At 71.2% G+C, this 21,781-nt stretch carries 16 protein-coding genes; all 16 read left to right on the forward strand.

The window, feature by feature from the left end; all coding sequences use genetic code 11:
- Position 1 precedes the first annotated feature (1 nt).
- Positions 2-415 (forward strand): YlxR family protein, encoded by a 414-nt coding sequence (locus O0S08_RS15950; protein ID WP_269040004.1) that lies wholly within the window; start codon positions 2-4, stop codon positions 413-415.
- Between the two features lie 3 nt (positions 416-418).
- Entirely contained in the window at positions 419-3,862 is a 3,444-nt protein-coding gene (gene infB / locus O0S08_RS15955) for a translation initiation factor IF-2 (protein WP_269040005.1), read from the forward strand.
- A gap of 27 nt (positions 3,863-3,889) precedes the next feature.
- Positions 3,890-4,318 (forward strand): 30S ribosome-binding factor RbfA, encoded by a 429-nt coding sequence (gene rbfA, locus O0S08_RS15960; RefSeq protein ID WP_269040006.1) that lies wholly within the window; start codon positions 3,890-3,892, stop codon positions 4,316-4,318.
- Positions 4,296-5,318: a tRNA pseudouridine(55) synthase TruB gene (gene truB / locus O0S08_RS15965; protein ID WP_269040007.1), complete on the forward strand. Its 1,023-nt coding sequence runs from the start codon at positions 4,296-4,298 to the stop codon at positions 5,316-5,318. Before rbfA ends, truB begins: the two co-directional genes overlap by 23 nt.
- Positions 5,319-5,453: 135 nt before the next feature.
- Positions 5,454-5,723 (forward strand): 30S ribosomal protein S15, encoded by a 270-nt coding sequence (gene rpsO / locus O0S08_RS15970; protein WP_269040008.1) that lies wholly within the window; start codon positions 5,454-5,456, stop codon positions 5,721-5,723.
- Between the two features lie 179 nt (positions 5,724-5,902).
- Positions 5,903-8,008: a polyribonucleotide nucleotidyltransferase gene (gene pnp, locus O0S08_RS15975; protein ID WP_269040009.1), complete on the forward strand. Its 2,106-nt coding sequence runs from the start codon at positions 5,903-5,905 to the stop codon at positions 8,006-8,008.
- 4 nt (positions 8,009-8,012) lie between these two features.
- Complete coding sequence (dut, locus tag O0S08_RS15980; RefSeq protein WP_269040010.1) at positions 8,013-8,465, forward strand: dUTP diphosphatase; 453 nt, start codon at positions 8,013-8,015, stop codon at positions 8,463-8,465.
- Positions 8,466-8,480: 15 nt separating this feature from the next.
- Positions 8,481-10,067, forward strand: coding sequence for a protein kinase (locus O0S08_RS15985; RefSeq protein WP_269040011.1), 1,587 nt, complete (start codon positions 8,481-8,483; stop codon positions 10,065-10,067).
- A gap of 43 nt (positions 10,068-10,110) precedes the next feature.
- Positions 10,111-11,103, forward strand: coding sequence for a phosphoribosylaminoimidazolesuccinocarboxamide synthase (locus O0S08_RS15990; protein WP_269040012.1), 993 nt, complete (start codon positions 10,111-10,113; stop codon positions 11,101-11,103).
- Between the two features lie 157 nt (positions 11,104-11,260).
- Positions 11,261-11,626, forward strand: coding sequence for a phage holin family protein (locus O0S08_RS15995; protein WP_269040013.1), 366 nt, complete (start codon positions 11,261-11,263; stop codon positions 11,624-11,626).
- Between the two features lie 86 nt (positions 11,627-11,712).
- Positions 11,713-13,101, forward strand: a complete 1,389-nt coding sequence (gene purF, locus O0S08_RS16000) for an amidophosphoribosyltransferase (RefSeq protein ID WP_269040014.1) — start codon at positions 11,713-11,715, stop codon at positions 13,099-13,101.
- Between the two features lie 13 nt (positions 13,102-13,114).
- A protein-coding gene (prfB, locus tag O0S08_RS16005; RefSeq protein ID WP_269040015.1) for a peptide chain release factor 2 occupies positions 13,115-14,264 on the forward strand; the annotation gives its coding sequence in 2 pieces (ribosomal slippage) (positions 13,115-13,201 and positions 13,203-14,264; 1,149 coding nt in all).
- Positions 14,261-16,330 (forward strand): FtsX-like permease family protein, encoded by a 2,070-nt coding sequence (locus O0S08_RS16010; RefSeq protein WP_269040016.1) that lies wholly within the window; start codon positions 14,261-14,263, stop codon positions 16,328-16,330. The genes prfB and O0S08_RS16010 overlap by 4 nt, the downstream gene beginning before the upstream one ends.
- Positions 16,327-18,204 carry an ABC transporter permease gene (locus O0S08_RS16015; protein ID WP_269040017.1) on the forward strand — a complete coding sequence of 626 codons (1,878 nt, stop codon included), beginning with the start codon at positions 16,327-16,329 and terminating at the stop codon, positions 18,202-18,204. The genes O0S08_RS16010 and O0S08_RS16015 overlap by 4 nt, the downstream gene beginning before the upstream one ends.
- Positions 18,205-18,362: 158 nt before the next feature.
- Positions 18,363-19,064: an ABC transporter ATP-binding protein gene (locus tag O0S08_RS16020; protein WP_269041848.1), complete on the forward strand. Its 702-nt coding sequence runs from the start codon at positions 18,363-18,365 to the stop codon at positions 19,062-19,064.
- A gap of 44 nt (positions 19,065-19,108) precedes the next feature.
- Complete coding sequence (gene bamA, locus O0S08_RS16025) at positions 19,109-21,733, forward strand: outer membrane protein assembly factor BamA (protein WP_269040018.1); 2,625 nt, start codon at positions 19,109-19,111, stop codon at positions 21,731-21,733.
- Positions 21,734-21,781 lie beyond the last annotated feature (48 nt).

A 21,781-nucleotide genomic window follows, 5' to 3' on the forward strand; every position in this document is an offset into this window, starting at 1 on the left:
CATGCACGCGCCGATGCGCACTTGCGTGGGCTGCCGCGCCGTCCGTCCGCAGGCCGAACTCCTGCGGGCGAGGATCCTGCTCGCCGACGACGGCGAGAAGGTGCTGGTCGTTCCGGACGAGTTCGTCCGGACCTGTTCGAAGCGCCATGGCCTTTCGGCCAGCGGGCGCTCGGCCTACGTGTGCCCGGCGCGCGCCTGCTACGAGCGCGCCGCCCGCCGCGGCGGCTTCGCCCGCGCGTTCGCCCGCAAGATGCCGGCGGTGGACCCCGCTGCGCTGTGGAACGCGCACGGTGAGGCGCTCGCGGGCATGATCGATCTCCTGAACCGCAGCGGCGGCATCGCCACTGCGCCGCGCGTCCAACGTCTCGCTGCCCTGGCGACCGCCATGCGCGCCGCGGTGGGGAGGGTTTCCTGAGTTATGGCCAAGATTCGCGTCTACGAGCTCGCCAAAGAGCTGGGCAAGGACAACAAGGTGATGGAGAACCTGATCCGCGGCCTCGGGGTCGAGATCAAGGGCGTGATGAGCACGCTCGACGACGACCAGGCCGAGCTTGTCCGTCGCCACATTCAAGGCGGCGGCCGCCGCGAGCCCGAGCGTAACGACTCGCGCGCCAGCGGTCCGGCAGCGGTCATCCGTCGTCCCGGGCGTGGCCCGCGTCCCGAGGAGGAGGAGGCCGAAGTGGCCACTCGCCCCGCGCCGCCGGTCGTACGTCCCGCCGCACAGCCGCAACCACAACCGCAGCAGCCCGCGCCGGTGATCCGCCGGCCCGTGCCGCCGCCCACGAGCGGTCAGCCGCAGGTGCGTCCGAGCGCGCCGGTGGTGCGCCCGAGCGAGCCGTCGCGCCCGCCCGAGACGCCGTGGTCGACGCCGGTGCAGTCGCAGCCGCGCGAGCCGCAGCGCGAGGTCCGGGCCACCGCGGAGCCGATCGAGGTGCGTGAGCGCCCGAGTGAGGCGGTGGAGGTGCGTCCGAGCCAGCCCGTGCAGCCCCCGGTCCAGCCGTCGGTCCAGGCCGAGCCGCCCGCTCCGCCGGCCCCGCCGCGCCCGGTCACGCCGCCGAGCGAGCCGGTCGTGGCCGAGCCGCGCCCGGAGCCGGCCCCTCCGGCTCCTCCGGTCGAGCCGGTCGTGGTTGCGCCGCCGCCACCGCCCGTGGCTGCGCCGCAGCCCGTCACGCCGCCCGCCCCGGTACCGCCCCCGCAGGCGAAGCCGGTCCAGCCCCCGGTGCCGCAGCGCCCCGTGGCGCAGGCGCCGGTGCAGCAGCAGCGTCCGGCGCAGCCGGTGACGCGTCACGGCGGGGAGTCGCGTCCGGAGGTCCGTCGTCCCGAGCAGTCGCGGCCGCAGCCCCAGGCTGCCGCCCCGCGGGCGCCCGCGCCCGAGGTGGGCACGCGGATCCAGCTCCCGCCGGGCACCAAGCGCCTGCCGGGCGGCGTCGCCTCGCGCATGGAGGACACCCCGCGGGGTGACGTGCGCGCGGAGTCCCGCGGCGAGCCGATGCGGAACGAGCCGCATCGCCGCGGCCCCGACGGCCCGCGCGGCACCCCGCCGCAGGGCCAGGTCGGGCCCGTCGGGACGCCGCTGCGTCCGGGCGTGCAGACCCGTCCGGGCCCCGGCAAGCCGGGCGCGCCGACGCAGACCGGCACGCGTCCCCTGGGCACGCAGATGGGCCAGACCGGCCCGCGCGGCCAGGTCGTGCAGCCGGCGCCGGTCACGGGTCGTCCGGGCGAGCGCCAGGGCGCCGGTCCGGTCGGCCGTCCCGCGCCCGGGGCCCCGCAGGCGCAGCAACAGCCGCCGCAGCAGGCCCAGCCGCCGGCTGCCCAGGCCGAGGCGGCCGACGCAGCCAACCGCCGCGTCGTCCGCGACGAGTCGGGCGTGATCGTCGGTGCGGCGCCGCAGCGGTCGAGTCCGACGATCCTCGGCTTCGTCCAACTGGCCAACCGCCCGCGCCCGCAGCAGGTGATCATCACCGACGCGAGCGACAGCCAGCAGCGCGGCCGCGCCACGATCCGCAAGGAGCGTGAGGAGCGGGCGCAGCAGCAGGGCCGCAAGCGCAAGACGATGGTCCGCAACGTCCGCGGCCGTCCCAGCGCGCCGGGAGCCCGACCCTCCACGCAGGAGATGTCGGAGTCGAAGAAGCGCATCCGCGTCGACGAGGCGATCCCGGTCGCCGACCTCGCGCACCAGATGGGCAAGAAGGCGACGATGCTGCTGAAGACGCTGTGGGGCATGGGCCTGCGCGGCGTCACCATCAACAGCTCGATCGACGCCGAGACGGCGGAGCTGGTGGCGGCCGAGTACGGCTACACCGTCGAGAACGTGGCCTTCCAGGAGGACCAGTACTTCGACGAGGACACCGAGGAGGGGGCCGGCGACGCGCGCGCGCCCGTGGTCACCATCATGGGCCACGTCGACCACGGCAAGACCTCGCTGCTCGACCGGATCCGCAAGGCCACGGTCGCGGAGGGCGAGGCCGGCGGCATCACCCAGCACATCGGCGCCTACAAGGTCAGCACGGCCAAGGGCGACGTGGTGTTCCTCGACACGCCCGGTCACGAGGCGTTCTCGGCGATGCGCGCCCGCGGGGCGCAGGTCACCGACGTCGTCGTGCTGGTCGTCGCCGCCGACGACGGCATCATGCCGACCACGGTCGAGGCCATCAAGCACGCGCGGGAGGCCAACGTCCCGCTGGTGGTGGCGCTCAACAAGATCGACAAGCCCGACGCCAACCCCGGCCGCGTCAAGCAGATGCTGATGGAGCACAGCCTGGTCGGCGAGGAGTACGGCGGCGACACCATCATCTGTGAGGTGTCGGCGAAGACCGGCAAGGGCATCGACCACCTGCTCGAGATGCTGGCCATCCAGTCGGAGATCCTCGATCTCCGGGCCACCACCGAGGGCCGGGCGATCGGCGTCGTGCTCGAGGCGCGGGTCGACAAGGGCCGCGGCCCGATCGCCACCGTCCTCGTCGAGGCCGGCACGCTGCGCAAGGGCGACATCGTGGTCGCCAACGAGTTCAGCGGCAAGGTCCGCGGCATGCTCGACGACCGCGGCCGCGCGCTCGAAGACGTGGGCCCCTCGACTCCGGTCGAGGTCCTCGGCCTCGACGGCGTGCCGTCGGCCGGCGACCGCTTCAACGTGGTCGAGAGCGAGAAGGCCGCCCGCCAGCTCGTGACGCACCGCCGCGAGGTCCGGCGCCGCAAGGAGAGCGCGCGCTCGGGTCCCAGCATCGCCGACTTCATCCAGCGCAAGAAGACGCCGACCCTCAAGATCGTCCTGCGGGCCGACGTGCAGGGCTCGGCCGAGGCGCTCAAGCAGGCGCTGCTCGAGCTGTCGACCGACAAGGTCAAGGTCGAGGTCATCTCGTCCGGCGTCGGTGCCATCACCCAGACCGACGTGAAGACCGCGTCGGCCGGCGAGGCCGTGATCATCGGCTTCAACACCAAGCCGGTCGGCAAGGCCGGCCAGATCGCCGACGCCGAGAAGGTGCCGGTCCACACCTTCAACGTCATCTACAACGCGCTCGACAAGACGCGTGAGTTGATGGTCGGCCTGCTCGAGCCCGAGTACCGCGAGCGCGATCAGGGCGAGGCCGAGGTGCGGGCGCTGTTCCCGATCCCGAAGGTCGGTGTGGTCGCGGGTTGCCGCGTCATGCGGGGCCTCATCCAGCGCACGAGCCACGTCCGCGTGGTCCGCGGCGGCACGGTCATCCACAAGGGGAGAATCTCGAGCCTGCGCGTCGTCAAGGAGGACGTGAAGGAGGTCCGCGAGGGCTTCGAGTGCGGCATCGTGATCGACTCGTTCCCCGAGGTGGAGCCGGGCGACATCCTGCAAGCGTTCGAGATCGAGACGATCGCGCCGACGCTGTGAGGCGCCGGAGAGGGCAGGGGAGCGCGTATGGCGAGTAACCGGATGCAACGGGTCGAGGAGACCCTGCGCCGCGGGATCGCCGACGCGCTCCTGTTCGGAGCGATCAGCGACCCACGCCTGCAGGGCGTGAACTTCAGCGTCACCGGCGTCAAGGTCGACACCGAGCTGACGCTGGCCCGCGTGTTCGTCGACCTGCTGTCGCCCGACCGCGACCGCGCCACGGTGCTGGCGGGGTTGCGCTCGGCGGCGGGGGCCGTGCGCCGCGAGCTGCAGGGGCGGGTGCAGCTGCGCCGGATCCCCGAGCTGCGGTTCGAGTTCGACGAGAGCATCCAGCGCGGCCTGCGGATCGAGACGATCCTGTCCGAGATCGCTACGCCCCCCGCCGCGCCGAAGGTCGATGAGACAGCCGGCGAGGACGGCGAGGACGACGACGGTGGCGAGGGCGACGCGGACTGAGCGCTGCGGCGTCCTGCTCGTCGACAAGCCGGAGGGGCCGACCTCGCACGACGTGGTCGGCTTCGTCCGCTGGGTCCTCGACGAGCAGCAGGTCGGTCACTGCGGCACCCTCGACCCGCTCGCCTCGGGCTTGCTCGTCGTGTGCGTCGGCGCGGCGACGCGGCTGGTGCCGTACCTCAGCGCCGTCGACAAGATCTACCGCGCGCGCTTCGGCCTCGGTCGCGCGACGACCACGGCCGATCGCGCCGGCGAGACGATCGCCGAGGTGGCCGTGGCGCGAGAGCAGGTGCGCGCGGCCGCGGATGTCCTGAAGGACATGTGCGGCGCGCTCGAGCTGCCGCCGCCCGCGTACTCGGCGGTCAAGCTCGAGGGGCGACCGGCCCACGCTCGCGCCCGCCGCGGTGAGGTCCTGGCGCTGGCGCCGCGGCCGATGGAGCTGCGGTCCGTCGGCGATCTCGAGGTCCACGACGACGCGATCGACGCGACGTGTGCCGTGAGCAAGGGCACCTATATTCGCAGCCTCGCCGAAGAGCTCGGTCGACGCGCCGGGCTGCCGGCTCACCTCGCGGGCTTACGCCGTTCGGCCTGCGGCGGCCTCGACCTGGCCGGCTCCGTACCGGTGCTCGTTTCCGCGCGGCTGCCGGATCGGGCCGGCTCGCCGCCGAAGTACCGCCTCGGCCTCGCCGACGCCGGCGACCGCGAGTCGATGCGGACCCGGCTCGAGGCGGCGCTGCGAGCTCCGGGCGAGGTCTTGCCGTTCCCGGTCCGCCGGCTCGACCGGGCCGACGCCGACGCCCTGGCGGGGCTGCTGCACGGCCGAGTGGTCGGCGCCGACGCCTTGCCGGCGGTCGCGCCGACTCTGGCCGAGGGTCACGAGCCGGCGGCGAGGCAAGCGCTGTGGTTTCCGGACGCGCTGGTCGTAGTCCGCCTGGACGGGCCCGAGTGGCGGCCCGAGAAGGTTCTTCATGTCGCGGCGCCCGCCCATGTCGCGGACTCGTGACCGGGCCGACGGAAAAGCGTCGACCCGTGCGCGAGCGGCCTTGACACGCCGGGGTTTTGCCTGGATTTTCCGCCTACACAAAAAAGCACAACACCTTCTGCGGGGGCACGGGCCGCCCGCACCCGAGAATCCGAAATGTCTCTCTCTCCTGATCGCACGGCCGAGATCGTCAGCAAGTTCCAGACCCACCCGAACGACACCGCGTCCCCGGAGGTGCAGATCGCCCTCCTCACGTCGCGGATCAACTACCTCACCGAGCACTTCCGCGGCCACGCCAAGGACTTCCACTCGCGTCGGGGTCTGCTGAAGCTCGTCGGTCAGCGCCGCCGCCTCCTCGACTACCTGCGCAACCGCAGCGTCGACCGCTACCGGAACCTGATCGGGGCGCTCAACATCCGCAAGTGAGGCCGAGAGCAGAAGGGGGACTCGTCCCCCTTTTCGCTTTTGTGGCCTCTGGCGCCCGCGTAGGTCAGCCGCGCTGATCGGCCGTGGGAACGCGCCGGCACGCCGGCGCGGGCGCATCGTGTCCGCCGCCCAATGGGCAGGACCAGAAGTTTCGTACCACGGCGGAAAGTTTTCCCCCAATGAACGTCATCACCGAGACCTGCGCCGTCGGCGAGGTCCAGATCAGCATCGAGACCGGCAAGCTCGCCAAGCAGTCCAGCGCCGTCGTCGTGCGCTGCGGCGAGACAGCCGTGCTCGTCACGGCGGTCAGCAGCAAGGAGCCGAAGGACCTGCCGTTCCTTCCGCTCACCTGCGAGTACCGCGAGTACCCGGCCGCCGCCGGCAAGATCCCCGGCGGTTATTTCAAGCGTGAAGGTCGCCCCACCGAGTGGGAGACGCTGACCTGCCGCTTCATCGACCGGCCGATCCGGCCGCTGTTTCCCAAGGGCTACCGCAGCGACACCCAGGTGATCGCCACCGTCCTGTCGCACGACAAGGTCCACGAGCCCGACATCCTGGCGATCACCGGCGCCTCGGCGGCGCTGCACATCAGCGACGCCCCGTGGGCCGGCCCGATCGCCGGCGTCCGCGTCGCCCGCGTGCAGGGCAAGCTGGTCGCGTTCCCGTCGTGGGACCAGATGAAGGTCGCCGACATCCTGCTGGTCGTGGCGGCCAGCCGCGACGCGATCGTCATGGTCGAGGGCGGTGGCGATCAGGTGGCCGAGAAGGACATGATCGACGCCCTCATGTTCGCGCACGAGGCGGCCCAGCCGCTGCTCGAGGCGCAGGAGCGCCTGCGCGAGCACGCCGGCAAGCCCAAGCGCGTGCACGTCGACCCGGTCGTCGACGAGGCGTTCCGCGCCGAGGTCATGACCGCGGCCGACGCCGACGTGCGGGCCGCGTTCTCGATCACCGGCAAGCACGAGCGCCGCGACGCGCTCGCGGCCGCCAACAAGAAGGTGCTCGAGCGCTTCGCCGCCAGCCACCCCGAGCGCACCGGCGAGGTGCTCGCGGCGCTGGGCAAGCTCGAGAAGAAGGTCGTGCGCAGCCGCGTGATCAAGGAGGGCCGCCGGCTCGACGGTCGCGGCACCCGCGACGTGCGTCCGATCTACATCGAGGCCCACCCGTTCCCGCGGCCGCACGGCTCGGCGCTGTTCCAGCGCGGCGAGACGCAGGCGCTGGCGACCGTCACTCTCGGCACCGAGAGCGACGCGCAGCGGCTCGACACCATCCGCGGCGACGTCACGCGCAACTTCATGCTGCACTACAACTTCCTCCCGTTCTGCACCGGCGAGGCCAAGCCGATCCGCGGCCAGTCGCGCCGCGAGGTCGGCCACGGCGCGCTGGCCGAGCGGGCGCTGAAGTACGTCCTGCCGGCGCACGAGAAGTTCCCGTACACCATCCGCATCGTCAGCGAGACGCTCGAGTCGAACGGCTCGTCGTCGATGGCGGCGGTGTGCGGCGGCTGCCTGGCGATGATGGACGCCGGCGTGCCGATCAAGGCGCCGGTCGCCGGCGTCGCCATGGGCCTGATGCAGGAGGGCGGCGAGATCGCCATCCTCTCCGACATCCTCGGCGACGAGGATCACCTCGGCGACATGGACTTCAAGGTGACCGGCACCAAGACCGGCATCACCGCGCTGCAGATGGACATCAAGATCGAGGGCCTGACCCGTCAGATCCTCGAGGCCGCGCTGGACCAGGCGCGCGAGAGCCGGCTGCACATCCTCGGCAAGATGCTCGAGGTGCTGGCCGAGCCGCGCGCGGACATCAGCAAGCACGCGCCGCGCATCGTCACGATGCAGGTCAAGGTCGACAAGATCCGCGAGGTCATCGGCCCCGGCGGCAAGACGATCCGCGCGATCATCGAGCAGACCGGCTGCGTCATCAACATCGAGGACTCGGGCCGGGTGGCGATCGCCAGCAACGACATCGCCCAGATCGAGCGGGCCAAGCGGCTCATCGAGGGCCTCATCGCCGAGCCCGAGGTGGGCGCGACCTACCACGGGGTGGTCAAGCGGATCGTCGACTTCGGCGCCTTCGTCGAGATCCTCCCGGGCACCGACGGCCTGGTCCACATCTCGGAGCTCGAGGACAAGCGCGTCGACCGCGTGACCGACGTGGTCCAGGAGGGCGACGAGGTGGTCGTGAAGGTGATCAATGTCGATCCCACCGGCAAGATCCGCCTCAGCCGCCGCGCCGCCTTCGGAGTCGACCCCTCCGAGGTCCAGAACCTGCGAGGGTGAGGGAATGTCGCACGTCCAGCCGACCTTGCTGGTCCGCAAGGTCCATGCCCGGGCCGAGCTGCCGCGCCGGATGAGCGCAGAGGCGGCCGGGATGGACCTGGCGGCCTGTCTGCCGGACGGGCCCGTCGAACTGGCGCCCGGGGAACGCCGTTTAATTCCCACGGGCGTCGCCGTCGCTATCCCGAGCGGACACGAGGGTCAGGTGCGTCCGCGATCGGGGCTGGCCCTGCGGCACGGGCTCTCGATCGTGAACGCACCAGGTACAATCGACGCCGACTATCGTGGGGAGCTCAAGGTCATCCTCGTCAATCTCGGGGCCGCGCCGTTCGTCGTCGCGCACGGCGAGCGGATCGCTCAGCTCGTGGTCGCCCCTGTCGTCTTCCCCGCGGTCGTCGAGGTCGAGGACCTCCCGACGGCCGCTCGTGGTGATGGTGGCTTCGGGAGCACCGGCGTCTAGCCGCGGGAGCGTCTCATGGATTTGAGCGCCGGCACTTCGTTCGAACAGCACACCACGCTGTGCGGCCGCTTCGAGCTCATGCGCGAGGAGCCGGCCAACACCGGCGTGCAGTTGTTCGGCCCCACGCTCGCGGTCCTCGACACCCAGACCGGCGAGCCCGCTCGCGCCTGTGTCCTCGACGCCGCGCTGTTGCCCACGCCCGAGGCCCGCGCCGCGTTCGTGCGCGAGCTCGGCGAGCTCGGCGAGCTGCAGGACTCGGCGCTCGTGCCCCAGGTCTTCGTCGGCCAGGACGGCGAGCGCGTGGTCGTCTGTTACGACCCGCTGCAGGGCGCCTTCGCGTTGCGCGACATGGACGACGGCCCGCGCTCGTCGGACCTCGCCAACGAGCTACTGCGGCTCGCGCGGCAGCTGGCGCGCGCCCTCGCGACCTTGCACGACCGCGGCCGCGTCCACGGCATGCTCGCCGGCGAGGCGGTGTTCGTCGGCCCACGCGGCCCCGCGGCGTTCCAGCACGGGTTCGCCCCGCTGTGCGCCCGCGCCGAGCTCGAGCGGCGGTGGAGCTCCATCGATCAGGCGCTGCTGGCCCCCGAGGTGCTGGCGGGCGGCGGCTTCACGCCGGCGTCCGACACCTACGCGTGGGGCGTGGCGCTGATGGAGTTCGCCTCCGGTCTGCGCGGCGCCGCGGCCCTCCGCGCCGCCGAGCCGCCGGGGCTGCAAGCCGGCCTGTGGGCGCTGATCGGCGCCAGCCTGGCCAGCGATCCGGCAGCGCGTCCGCAAGGCGGCGCCGAGCTGGTGCGTCGCCTCGAGGCGCTCGCGCTGGCCGGCACCGCCGAGGCCGCGCCCGAGCCAATCATCGACCTCACGCCGAGTTCGCCGCCGCCGCCGCCGCCGCGGGCCGCCAAGCCTGCCGGCGAGGTCTCGGCGCCGTCGATCGCGGTGCCGCCGGTGCCGCCGGCGGCTGTCGTTCCGCCTGTCCTCGAGACCCTGTCCGTTCCGACAGGTACTTCGGTTCCTGGCGTCTCGAACAGAGAGCCGCCGAAGGTCACCGCCTCGGCGCCGGTCGAGCAGCCGGTGATGGGCCTCGAGGATCTGCTGTTCGGCGAGGGATCGATCCGCCCCAACAGCGTGGCGGCGCTGCGCTCGAGCTCGATCCCCTCGGGCACCTTCGCGGCCGTCAGCGCGGGCGGCTTCGCCAACCCGCAGGACGCCTCGGGTCGCTCGAACAGCGGCCTGCGCCGCGTCCACGTCCTCACCGAGGACAGCATCGTCCGCCGCGGCTCGCCGTCGCGGCCCGACATCGTCATCGAGCCGAGCAGCGGCGACTCCATGCCGGCGGCGGCCCGCTCCGACGTGCGCGAGGTCGAGGCGCCGGTGGCCCCGGTGCCGGCTCCGGCGCAACCGGTGAGCGCGCCGCCCGTCGAGACGAAGCCGTTGCTGGCGGAGCCGAGGCCGCTGCTCGCGGAGCCGAAGGCGCCGTCGGCTTCCTCGTCGCTCGTCTCGCGCCCGCCGGAGGTGCCCGCGCCGCGCCGGACCGACACCGGCTTCTGGCTGGTGATCGCCGCGCTGCTGGTCGCGGTGGTGCTGGCGTGGGCGTTCACCTGAGCGCGCCCCCCGCGCGGCGCGGTCCGGGTATGGTCCGCGCCGCATGGCGGTCACCGACACCGAGTCCCCCGAGATGCGGCGCGCGCTGGCGCCGGGCGGCACCCTCGACGCGCTGCCGGACGACTTCGACGTCCTCGGCGCGCGCTACAGCGGCAAGGTCCGCGAGAACTTCACGCGCGGCGGCGAGCGACTGATCCTCGTCACCGACCGCGTCAGCGCCTTCGACGTCGTGCTCGGCACCATCCCGTTCAAGGGCCAGGTGCTCAACGGCCTCGCGCGCTTCTGGTTCGACGCCACCGCCGGCATCTTCCCCAATCACATGCTCGGCGTACCTGACCCTCAGGCCATGCGCGCCGTCGAGTGCGCCCCGATCCCGGTCGAGTTCGTGGTCCGCGGCTACCTCACCGGCGTCAGCGACACCAGCATCGCTCGCGCCTACGAGCGCGGCGAGCGGACCTTCTGCGGCCACGCCTTGCCCGACGGCCTGCGCCGCCACGAGAAGCTGCCCCGCAGCCTGCTGACGCCGTCGACCAAGGCGCCGAAGGGCGAGCACGACATCAGCGTCAGCCGCGACTGGCTGGTCGAGCGCGGCCTCATCGACCGCGAGCGCTACGACGTGCTCGAGCGCCGCTGCCTCGCGCTGTTCGAGGCGGGGCAGAAGATCGCCGCCGAGCGCGGCCTCATCCTCGTCGACACCAAGTACGAGCTCGGCGTGCGGCCCGACGGCGAGGTCGTGCTGATCGACGAGATCCACACGCCCGACAGCTCGCGCTACTGGTACGCCGACAGCTACGCCGAGGCGATGGCGCGCGGCGAAGATCCGCGCAGCCTCGACAAGGAGTACCTGCGGCGCTGGCTGGTCTCGCAGGGCTTCCGCGGCGAGGGGCGGCCTCCGGTCCTGCCCGACGAGATCCGCGCCGAGGCGGCGCGGCGTTACATCGAGGTCCACGAGCTCATCACCGGCCGTCGCTTCGAGCCGGACACCGAGCCGCCGGTCGCGCGGCTGCGGCGAAACCTCGGCCTGCCGCAGCGCTAGGTCCGCGGTCGGGTCCAGTCGAGCTCGCGGCGAAAGCCGACGGGCTGGCGAGCGAGGAGGGGAGCCGAACACGGGACCGACGAGCGACGGCCCGCTCGTACTGCCCGGTCCCTGCGCTGGCTTGCAAACGGCGCGCGGGCGGGTCACGCTGGCGGCGATGACGTCGCTCGTCGCCTCCTGCCTCGCGTTCACCTTCGGCCTGATCGTCTGCTCGGCGCTCCTGCCGGGAATGATGGTGCGAGACCTGTGGAGCGCCTTCAAGGCCGCCGTGATCTGCGGCCTGCTCAGCGCCGTGCTCGGCAAGCTGCTGTTCTTCCTGCTGTCGCTGGTGTTCTTCTTCCCGATCCTGATCAGCGGTCCGCTGGGCGCCTTCCTGGTCCAGGCGTTCGTCAACGCGATCCTGCTCGTCATCACCGAGAACCTCGTCGACGGGGTGCGGTTCGTCCGCTGGCGCACGGCGCTGTGGGCGGCGATCGGACTCACGTTGTTGCAGATGTTGGTCACGCGGGCCGTCGCCGGTTAGCGAGCACCTGTCCGCGCGTCGGCTCACGGTCTCGGCGCTGCCGCCGCCCGGCCCCGTTGCGCGCCGGCTGCTAGGCTTCGCGCGCCATGTGCGGTGTGTTCGGCGTCTTCAATCACCCCGAGGCTGCGAACCTCACCTATCTGGGCCTGCACGCGCTGCAACACCGCGGGCAGGAGTCCGCGGGCATCGTCACCAGCCAGGAGGGCACGCTGCACGCGGTGCGCAAGATGGGGCACGTCGCCGACGTGTTCGTCAACGGCGCCTTCGCCCAGCTGCCCGGGCGCATCGCCATCGGTCACGTCCGCTACACCACCGCGGGCGGCTCCCTGCCGAAGAACATCCAGCCGCTCACTGCGGAGTACCGCCACGGCTCGGTCGCGCTGGGGCACAACGGCAACCTCGTCAACGCCGAGCAGCTGCGCGAGGAGCTCGAGCAGGACGGCGCCATCTTCTCGAGCCAGAGCGACACCGAGGTCATCTTGCAGCTGCTCGCGCGCAGCCGCGAGCCGACCTTCGTCGAGCGCCTGTGCGACGCGCTCGGCCGGGTCCAGGGCGCCTACAGCCTGGTGCTCGTCACCGAGGACAAGCTGCTGGCCGTCCGTGACCCGCACGGCTTCCGTCCGCTGGTGCTCGGCCGCCTGCGCAACCACCCCGAGTGCTACGTCGTCGCCTCCGAGACCTGCGCCTTCGACCTCATCGAGGCCGACAAGGTCCGCGACATCGCCCCCGGCGAGATCCTCGTCATCGACCACACCGGTCTGCGCAGCGTCCAGCTGCGCCGCGACAACCGCCGCTTCTGCGTGTTCGAGCACGTCTACTTCGCCCGCCCCGACAGCGTCCTCGACGACCTCGCGGTCTACGAGGCGCGGATCGCCATGGGCGACCAGCTCGCGCGCGAGGCCCCGGTCGACGCCGACGTGGTCGTGCCGGTGCCCGACAGCGGCGTGGTCGCGGCGCTCGGGTTCGCCAAGGCCAGCGGGATCCCGTTCGAGATGGGGCTCATCCGCAATCACTACGTCGGCCGCACCTTCATCGAGCCCAAGGACTCGATCCGCCACTTCGGCGTCAAGCTCAAGCTGAACCCGGTCCCGCCGGTCCTGCGCGGCAAGCGGGTGGTGGTGGTCGACGACTCGCTGGTGCGCGGCACCACCTCGCGCAAGATCGTGAAGATGATCCGGGCCGCCGGCGCCAGCGAGGTGCACCTGCGGATCTCGTCGCCGCCGGTCGTCAGCCCCTGTTACTACGGCATCGACACGCCGACCCGCTCCGAGCTGATCGCCGCCAGCCACACGCCCGACGAAATCGCTCGCTACCTCACGGCCGACAGCCTCGCCTACCTCTCGCCCGAGGGGCTGATGAAGGCGGTGCGCGGCGATTCTGGTACAACTTACTGCGACGCGTGCTTCTCCGGCCGCTACCCGATCCGCTTCATCCCCCCGCCCGGGCGCCGTCAGCTCCGTCTGATCGAAGCCTGAGCCCTGGAACGCCATGAACGACGCCACCAGCATCCTCCCCGAGCACAACAAGGTCACCGAGCAGCTCGCCCGCCTGGCGCACCGCCTGAACGAGCTGCGGAGGCATCTTTGACTACGACGGCAAACGCGAGAAGTTGGAGGAGCTGGACGCGCAGACCGCCGACCCGGCGTTCTGGGGCAACGCTGATCGCGCCCAGGACGTGCTGCGCGAGCAGTCGACGCTGAAGAAGGTCATCGCCGACCTCGACGAGGCCAAGACCCGCTACGACGACGCGCAGACGCTGTACGAGCTCGGCCGTGAAGAGGGCGACGACGCCAGCATCCGCGACGCCTGGTCGGCGCTCGAGTCGCTCGACGCGCGCGTCGGCAAGATGGAGTTCCGCCGCATGTTGTCGGGTCCACACGACGACAAGGGCGCGCTCGTCACCATCAACGCCGGCGCCGGCGGGGTCGACAGCCAGGACTGGGCGCAGATCCTCATGCGCATGTACATGCGCTGGGGCGAGCGCCACGGCTTCAAGGTCGAGGTGCTCGACGTCCAGGACGCCGAGCAGGCCGGCATCCGCAGCGCCGAGCTCGCGATCAACGGCGAGTTCGCCTACGGCTACCTGCGCTCGGAGATCGGCGTGCACCGGCTGGTCCGGATCTCGCCGTTCGACGCCAACGCGCGCCGGCAGACCAGCTTCGCCAGCGTGATGGCGCTGCCCGACCTCGGCGAGGACGAGATCGACATCGAGGTCAACGAGGCAGACCTCGAGGTCGACACCTTCCGCTCGAGCGGCGCCGGCGGTCAGCACGTCAACAAGACCGACTCGGCGGTGCGCCTGCGCCACTTGCCGACCGGCATCGTCGTCGCTTGCCAGGTCGAGCGCTCGCAGCACAAGAACAAGGCCACGGCGATGCGCATGCTCAAGGCCAAGCTGTGGGACCTCGAGCAGCAGCGCCGCGAGGCCGAGCGCGAGAGCCTGCAGGGCGAGCGCAAGAAGATCGAGTGGGGCAGCCAGATCCGCTCGTACGTGCTGCAGCCGTACCAGCAGGTCAACGACCACCGCACCGAGCTCAAGAGCTCCGCGGTGCACGGCGTCCTCGACGGCGACCTCGACGAGTTCATCGAGGCCTACCTCCTGCAACAGTCGCAGTCGTCCGCGGAATCGCCGTCGTGATCCGACCCCGTCCTGCCGCGTCGTCCCGCTCGGAGGCTCCGCCGAGCCTCCACTGGCAGATCGCGTGGCGGCACCTGCGAGCGGGCGATCGCCCGCCGTCGTGGGCGTGGCCGGCCGTCGGCCTCGCCCTCTACTTGCTCGTGGTCGGCGGCGGCTTCGTGCTCTACGCGCTCTACGGCTTCTCGCCGGTCGAGGCGGGCCTGCCCGAGCGGGTCGCCCTCGACTCGAGCCTCGTCGGCCTCGGCTTCGACCCGACGGCCGACCTGCCGCCGCCAGCCCAGGCCTACTTCGGCGTCCTCGGCGCGATCACCTTGCTGCTCGGCGCGGGCCTGTTGCTCGGCGCCGTGCTGTCGCTGGTGTTCACGCTGCTCGCCACGGTGATCACCGTCAGCGTCATGCTCGGCTGCATGGCGCTGGTCGTCGTGCTCAGCCTGATGACCGGGCTCGAGCTCGAGCTGCGCGACAAGATCCTCGGCCAGCGCGCGCACATCCGCGTGGCGGCGGCCGACGGGCGGCCGTTCGCCGACTACCGCGACCTCGCCAAGGCCATCGCCGACAAGCCGGGGATCCTCGGCGCCAGCCCTTACCTTCAGGGCGAGGTCATGGTCCGCAGCGGCTTCCAGCGCCAGGGCGGGATCCTCCTCGGCATCGACCCCGAGCTGCACCGCAGCGTGTCGAACCTGCCCGACATCCTGCGCGAGGGCGACTACGAGTTCCTGTCGCACCCGGAGAAGATCCCGGAGTCCGAGTTCGGCTTCGAGATCACGCCGGTCGAGCCGCCGCCCGCGCAGGGCGAGGTCGACGAGGCGAAGGGAGGGCAGGGCGCCACGGCCCTGCCTCTTCCGACAGGTGCCGAAGGACATGTCCCGGAGGACAAGCCGCAGCTCGTCGACGACGACCCGGACAAGGGCTGGGAGGATCCGGAGGTCGAGATCCCGGCGCTGCGCAAGAAAGGCGCGCTGCCGCCGGCCAAGCCCGAGCCCGCGGCGAGCAAGCCCGAGGCCGTGAAGCCAACGGCGACCAAGTCCCTCGGCGTGCCGACCTCGCCGGCCGCGGCGATCCCGACCATCCCGCGCAGCCCGTTCGGCATCGTCCCGGCGGGTGAAGAGGACGAGGGCTGGGAAGATCCGGAGGTCGAGATCGGCAAGCTGCGCGCCTCCGGCAAGCTGCCGGCGGCGGCGCCGCCGAGCGAGAGCCCGACCGAGCCCGCGCCCGAGCCCGAGCCCGAGCTCGAGGAGCCGGCGGCGAAGACCGCGGTGGTCGACGGCCTTTTGATCGGCAGCGAGAAGGCCAAGGAGCTGGCGGCGCGCACCGGCGATCAGGTCCAGCTGATCACGCCGATCGGCCGCATGACCCCGGCCGGCCGGATCCCCGGCGTCATGGCCGTGCGGATCGCCGGGGTGTTCGACGCCGACCACTACGACTACGACCGCTGGCTGGTGTACGCCTCGCTCCCGGTGGCGCAGGCGTTCCTCCGCGCCGGCGACCGCGTCACCGGCCTCGAGGTCAAGGTCGACGACCTCGAGCAGCTCGACGTCCGCCGCCAGGAGGTGCAGGACGCCGTCGACGCGGCCGGCCGCGACGACCTCATCGTCCAGGACTGGCAGGAGCTGAACCGCAGCCTGTTCTCGGCGATGGCGCTGGAGAAGATCGCGGTGTTCGTCGCGCTGCTGTGCGTGATCCTGGTCGCCTCGTTCGGCATCCTCGGCTCCAACTTGATGAGCGTGATCGAGAAGTCGAAGGAGATCGCGATCCTCAAGACGATGGGCTGCACCGACACGCTCATCCAGCGGATCTTCATCTCCGAGGGCCTGTGCCTCGGGATCCTCGGCGGCCTGCTCGGCATCGCCACCGGCATCGGCCTGTGCGGCCTGCTCGATCGCTTCGGCCTGCCGCTCAGCGGCTCGCTGCAGAGCTTCGAGCAGCTGCCGGTCGCGATCGACGCCTTCGAGGTCGTCCTCGTCGGCGTGTCGTCGCTCGTCATCGTCTGGCTGTCGAGCCTCTACCCGGCGCGGATCGCCTCGCGCATGCGCCCGGTCGACGCCCTGCGACAGGCGGAGCGATGAGCCTGTCGCTGCGGGTGACCTGGCGGCACCTGCGGACGCGCCGCCCGCCGCGCTGGACCCGGACGGTCGGCGTCGCCTCGCTCGTGCTGGTCATCGCCGGGGCCGGGGCCGTCGCCTGGTCTTTCGGACAGCCTGCCCCCGAGCCCGGCGGCGAGCTGTCGACCGCCGACCTCGCGTACGTGAGCGGCAGCTTCGCCGCGGCGATCGGCCTGCTGGTGTTCAGCTTCGCCGCGACCGTCCGCGGCTTCACCTTGCTGGTCGCGATCACCGGCTACTCGGTGGCCCAGGGCTGCGCCGCGCTGGTGCTGGTCCTGAGCCTGCTCGGCGGCCTCGAGGGCGACCTGCAGCGGCGCCTGCTCGGCCACCAGGCGCACCTGCGGATCTCGCCGCCGGCCGGCTCGGAGATCGTCACGCCCGGGCCGCTGGTGGCGCGCGTGCAGGGGGTGCCGGACGTCGTCGGCGTCAGCCCCGAGCTCGCCGGGCCGATCATGATCCGCAGCGGCTTCGGTCGCGCAGGGGTCAACCTCGTCGGCATCGATCCGATCCTGCACGCGGCCGCCTCCGGCCTGCCCGACGAGGTCGTCGAGGGCGACTACGCCGCCTTCCTCGACCCCTCGCGGCTGCCCCGGCGCCCGTTCCCGGTCCTCGACGCGACCCACGTCGAGTTGCCCGATGACCCTTCGGACATGGTGGAAGAGACAGGCTCCGAAGGACAGCTCGAGGCGCCTCCCGCCGAGGCCGAGCCCGCGGAGGAGGTCGCGGCGCCGGAGGCCGACGACTCGGGCGGCTGGGAAGATCCGGCGCAGGAGATCCCGCGGCTGCGCGCCGAGGGCAAAATCCCGCCCGCACGCGCTCCGGTGCCGCCGCCGGCGCCTGCCGCCGACGAGGACGACGGCGGCGGCTGGGAAGATCCGGAGCAGGAGATCCCGCGGCTGCGCGCCGAGGGCAAGATCCCCGCTGCTCGCCCGCCGGTGGTGGCCGCCGACGAACCGGCCGGCGACGAGCCGTCGCTCGCCGACCAGCTTCCGGCGCCGCCGGCCGCCGAGCCTGCGGATGACCCCATCGCGGCGGACGAACCGCGGACCGTGCCGGTGCTCCTCGGCATCGAGCTCGCGGCCGAGCTCAGCGTCACTGCCGGCGACCCCGTGCAACTCATCACGCCGGAGGGACGCATGACCCCCGCGGGGCTGGTGCCGGGCGTCCTCCAGGCGCGGGTCGCCGGCGTCTACGCCACCGGCGTCTACGACGACGATCGCGACTACGCCTACGTCCCGCTGCCCGACGCGCAGGCGTTCTTGCGGGCGCCGGACGCGGTGACCTCGGTCGCCGTCCGCCTCGGCGACCCCGACGCGCTCGCGGCGGCCAAGGCCGGCGTGGTCGCCGTCGCCGGGCCGTCGCTGGTGGTCGAGGACTGGCGCCAGATCCACCGCGGCCTGTTCTCGGCGATGTTCCTCGAGAAGGTCGCGATGTTCGTCGCGTTGCTGTTCGTGATCCTCGTCGCGGCCTTCGGGATCCTCGCCACCAACATGATGAGCGTCATGGAGCGGTCGGCCGAGATCGCCATCTTGAAAGCCATGGGGGCCCGCGATCGCCTGATCGCCAAAATCTTCCTGCTCGAAGGAATAATCGTCGGCGGCGTCGGTTGTGTCGGTGGGATCGCCGCGGGTCTGGCCCTGTGCGCGTGGTTCAGCGAGCGCGGCATCCCCTTGCGCAGCGACGCCTTCACCCTCGAGGCCTTGCCGCTGCGCGTCGATCCGTGGGAGGTCGCGCTCGTCGCTGCCGCCGCGCTCGTGCTCGTGGGCCTGGCTAGCGTGCTCCCCGCGCGTGCCGCGGCGGTGTTGCGGCCCGTCGACGGTCTCCGGCGCGGCGAGTGACCCGCAAGCCGCATTGACAGGGGAATGGGGCGCGTCTAGGGTTGCGCCGGCAACGGCCCCCCATGAGTGCGAGTGCTGATCGAGCTGTACGGCCCGTGGCGGGCAGTCCCGCGGGTTCTGTGGCGCCGGGCGTCACGCCGCTCGTGCGCGTCGTCAACATGGTCAAGGAATTCACGCACGGCGCCCAGGTGCTGCAGGTGCTGCGTGGCGTCGACCTCACGCTCGAGCCGGGAGAGATGGTCACGATCATCGGCGCCTCGGGGGCGGGCAAGTCGACCTTGCTGCACTGCCTCGGCACGCTCGACCTGCCGACGCGCGGCAGCATCTACTTCGGGGACACCGACATCACGCGCCTGTCGCCGCCGGAGCTGGCGAGCTTCCGCAACCAGACGATCGGCTTCGTGTTCCAGTTCCACCACTTGCTGGCCGAGTTCACGGCGCTGGAGAACGCGATGATGCCGGCGCTGATCGGGCGCGTGGCCGTCAAGGAGGCGCGCGAGCGGGCGGGGGAGATGCTGGCGGCGGTCGGTCTGTCGCACCGCCTCAATCACCGGCCGGGCGAGCTCTCGGGCGGTGAGCAGCAGCGGGTAGCGATCGCCCGCGCCCTGGTCATGCAGCCGGCGCTGCTGCTGGCCGACGAGCCGACCGGCAACCTCGACACCCGCACCAGCGACGAGGTGCACGACCTGTTGTTCCGGCTCAACGACGAGCGGAAGATGACGCTGCTGATCGTCACCCACAACATGGAGCTGGCGCGCCAGGTCCCGCGCCGGATCCGCATGGAAGACGGACGTCTCGTCGACGATCAGCGCGGCCCGGGTCGCGCAGGCGACGAGCGGAGCGCCGCGAAAGGCCCGTGACGGAGCGTCGTCCTCACAGCTCCGCGCGCGGAGAGCCGCATCGCGTGCACCTGGCCCGTCGCCGGCCGGCAGCCCGCGGGCTGGCGCTGCTGGTGTCCGCGCTCATCTGTCTCTTCGGCCAGCTCTTGGGCCCGACCGCCGCCGCCATGCCGAGCATGGCCGACATCGGCAGCGAGTTCTTCTTCCGCGCCGCCGCCGCGGGCGTGCCGCAGGAGCTGTACGGCCAGCCGATCGTCGACATCCGCTTCGAGGGCAACCGCCGGGTCGAGAGCGAGGCGATGCTGCTCGAGCTCGAGAGCCACGTCGACGCGGTGGTCAACCCGCGCAACCTGGCGACCGACATCAAGCGGCTGTGGGGCCTCGGCAAGTTCGACGACATCCGCGTCGAGGGCGAGCTGACGCCGTCGGGCGTGGTCCTGACGTACATCGTCAAGGAGCGGCCGACGATCCGGAAGATCGTGGTCGAGGGCAACAGCAAGATCAAGCTCGACGACATCAACGAGCAGCTCGACCTCAAGCTCAACTCGATCCTCGACGTCGGCGCGGTGCGGGCCAACGTCGAGAAGGTCAAGCAGCTCTACGTCGAGAAGGGCTTCTTCCTGGCCGAGGTGACCTACGGCCTGCGCCCGGTCGAGGACGAGATCGGCAAGGTCGACATCCAGATCGTGATCAGCGAGGCGGCGGAGACCATCGTCCGCAAGATCACCTTCATCGGCAACCAAGCCTTCACCGACGACGAGCTGCGCAAGCACATGATCACGCGCGTCGGCGGCTACCTCAGCGTCGTCACGAAGAAGGCCGGCGGCGTCTTCAACAAGGAGGCGTTCGCCGGCGACTTCCAGATGTTGAAGCAGTTTTACACCGACAACGGCTACCTCGACGCCAACGTCAAGGACCCGGAGCTGAGCCTCAGCCCCGACCGTCGGTTCGTCTACGTCACCGTCCCGGTCGACGAGGGCCCGCAGTACCGCGTCGGCAAGATCCGCGCGAAGGAGGTCCTGGGGCGCGGCGAGAAGGCCCTCTACAACGAGAACGTCCTGGCCGACTCGATCAACCCGGTGATCAAAGAGGGCGACGTCGCCTCGATGGGGAAGATCCAGACGATCATCCAGGACATCGAGCGCCGCTACAAGGACGCCGGCCACGCCTACGTCAACGTCATCCCCGACGGCCGTCAGGACCGCGAGAACCTCAAGCTCTACATGACGCTCGAGGTCGGCAAGGGCCCGCTGGTCTACGTCGAGCGCATCAACATCAGCGGCAACGACAAGACCGCCGACAAGGTCATCCGCCGCGAGATGGCGCTGCGTGAGGGCGACCTCTACGCCGAGAGTGGCAAGGAGCAGTCCGAGTTCAACGCGATGCGGCTCGGCTACTTCAACCAGGTCACGATCTCGACCAGCAAGGGCAGCGCCGAGGACAAGATCGTCCTCAACGTCGAGGTGACCGAGCGCCTGACCGGCACGTTCCAGGTCGGCGCCGGCTTCAGCACGATCGAGAACTTCGTGCTGCAGGCGCAGATCCAGTACGACAACTTCCTCGGCCGCGGCACCACGGTGACCCTCGTGGCCCAGATGTCGAGCCTGCGGCGCCTGTTCAACCTCGCCTACATCACGCGCTACTTCCTCGACTCGCGCTGGAACTTCTCGTTCAACATCTTCAACTCGCGCAACGTGTTCCCCGGCTTCTCGCGCGAGAGCACCGGCGTGCGCCTGTCGTGGGGTTACCCGATCCCGCGGGTCCCGAACCTCATCCTGTTCGCCGGCTACTCGTTCGAGTACATCAAGGTCGGCTTCGGCAACTTCGGCTCGTTCGGCGGCTACTACGGCGGCGGCGCCGGCCTGTTCACCGGCGGCGCCTACTCGACGCTCTACAGCGGCTCGGCGCTGATCTCGAACCTGTTCAACAACGGCATCACCTCGGCGATCACGGCCAGCCTCCGCTACGACACGACCGACAACTACCTGTTCCCGACCGAGGGCATGCGCCACGAGATCCGGGCCGAGTTCGCCAACAAGTACTGGGGCTCGCAGAACCGGTTCAACCGCTACGACGCCAACTTCCGCTTCTACTTCCCGATCATCCGCAGCAAGCAGGCCTTCCGCGCCTGGTTGGTGTTCAAGACCCGCCTGCAGGTCGGCTTCATCCACAGCCCGCAGGACAAGGGCGTGCCGGTGTTCGAGCGCTACTTCCCCGGCGGTATCTTCGGCGACGGCGGTATCCGCGGCTATCGCCTGCGCAGCCTCGGTCCGGCGATCAAGGTGCTCGGCAGCTCCGACCCGACGGCGACGCTCATCCCGTACACCATCGGCGGCAACTTGCTGACCGCGTTGAACCTCGAGCTCGAGTTCATGATGGTCCCGCCCGCCAACATCAAGGGGGTGGTCTTCATGGACATCGGCAACGCCTACAACACCGAGCCGCTGTACTGCGTCGAGGCCAACCCGGTCGAGCAGCCGAAGAGCGATCCGTGCACGCTCTTGCGCCCCGGCGCGCCGGGCTTCCTCAAGTCGCTGCGCCGCTCGGTCGGCTTCGGCTTCCGCTGGCAGTCGCCGATCGGCCCGCTGCGGTTCGAGTGGGGCTTCCCGCTCGACCGCCTGCCGCCCACCGAGTTCTATTACGGCGACGAGCCGGTCGTCTTCGAGTTCAACGTCGGCAACAGCTTCTGACGTTCCGCGGGAAATTCCCGCCAGGGCCGGTTTTCGGCGCGCGCAGCG

It is taken from the genome of Nannocystis punicea (assembly GCF_026965555.1).
GTDB classification, from domain to species: Bacteria; Myxococcota_A; Polyangia; order Nannocystales; family Nannocystaceae; genus Nannocystis; species Nannocystis punicea.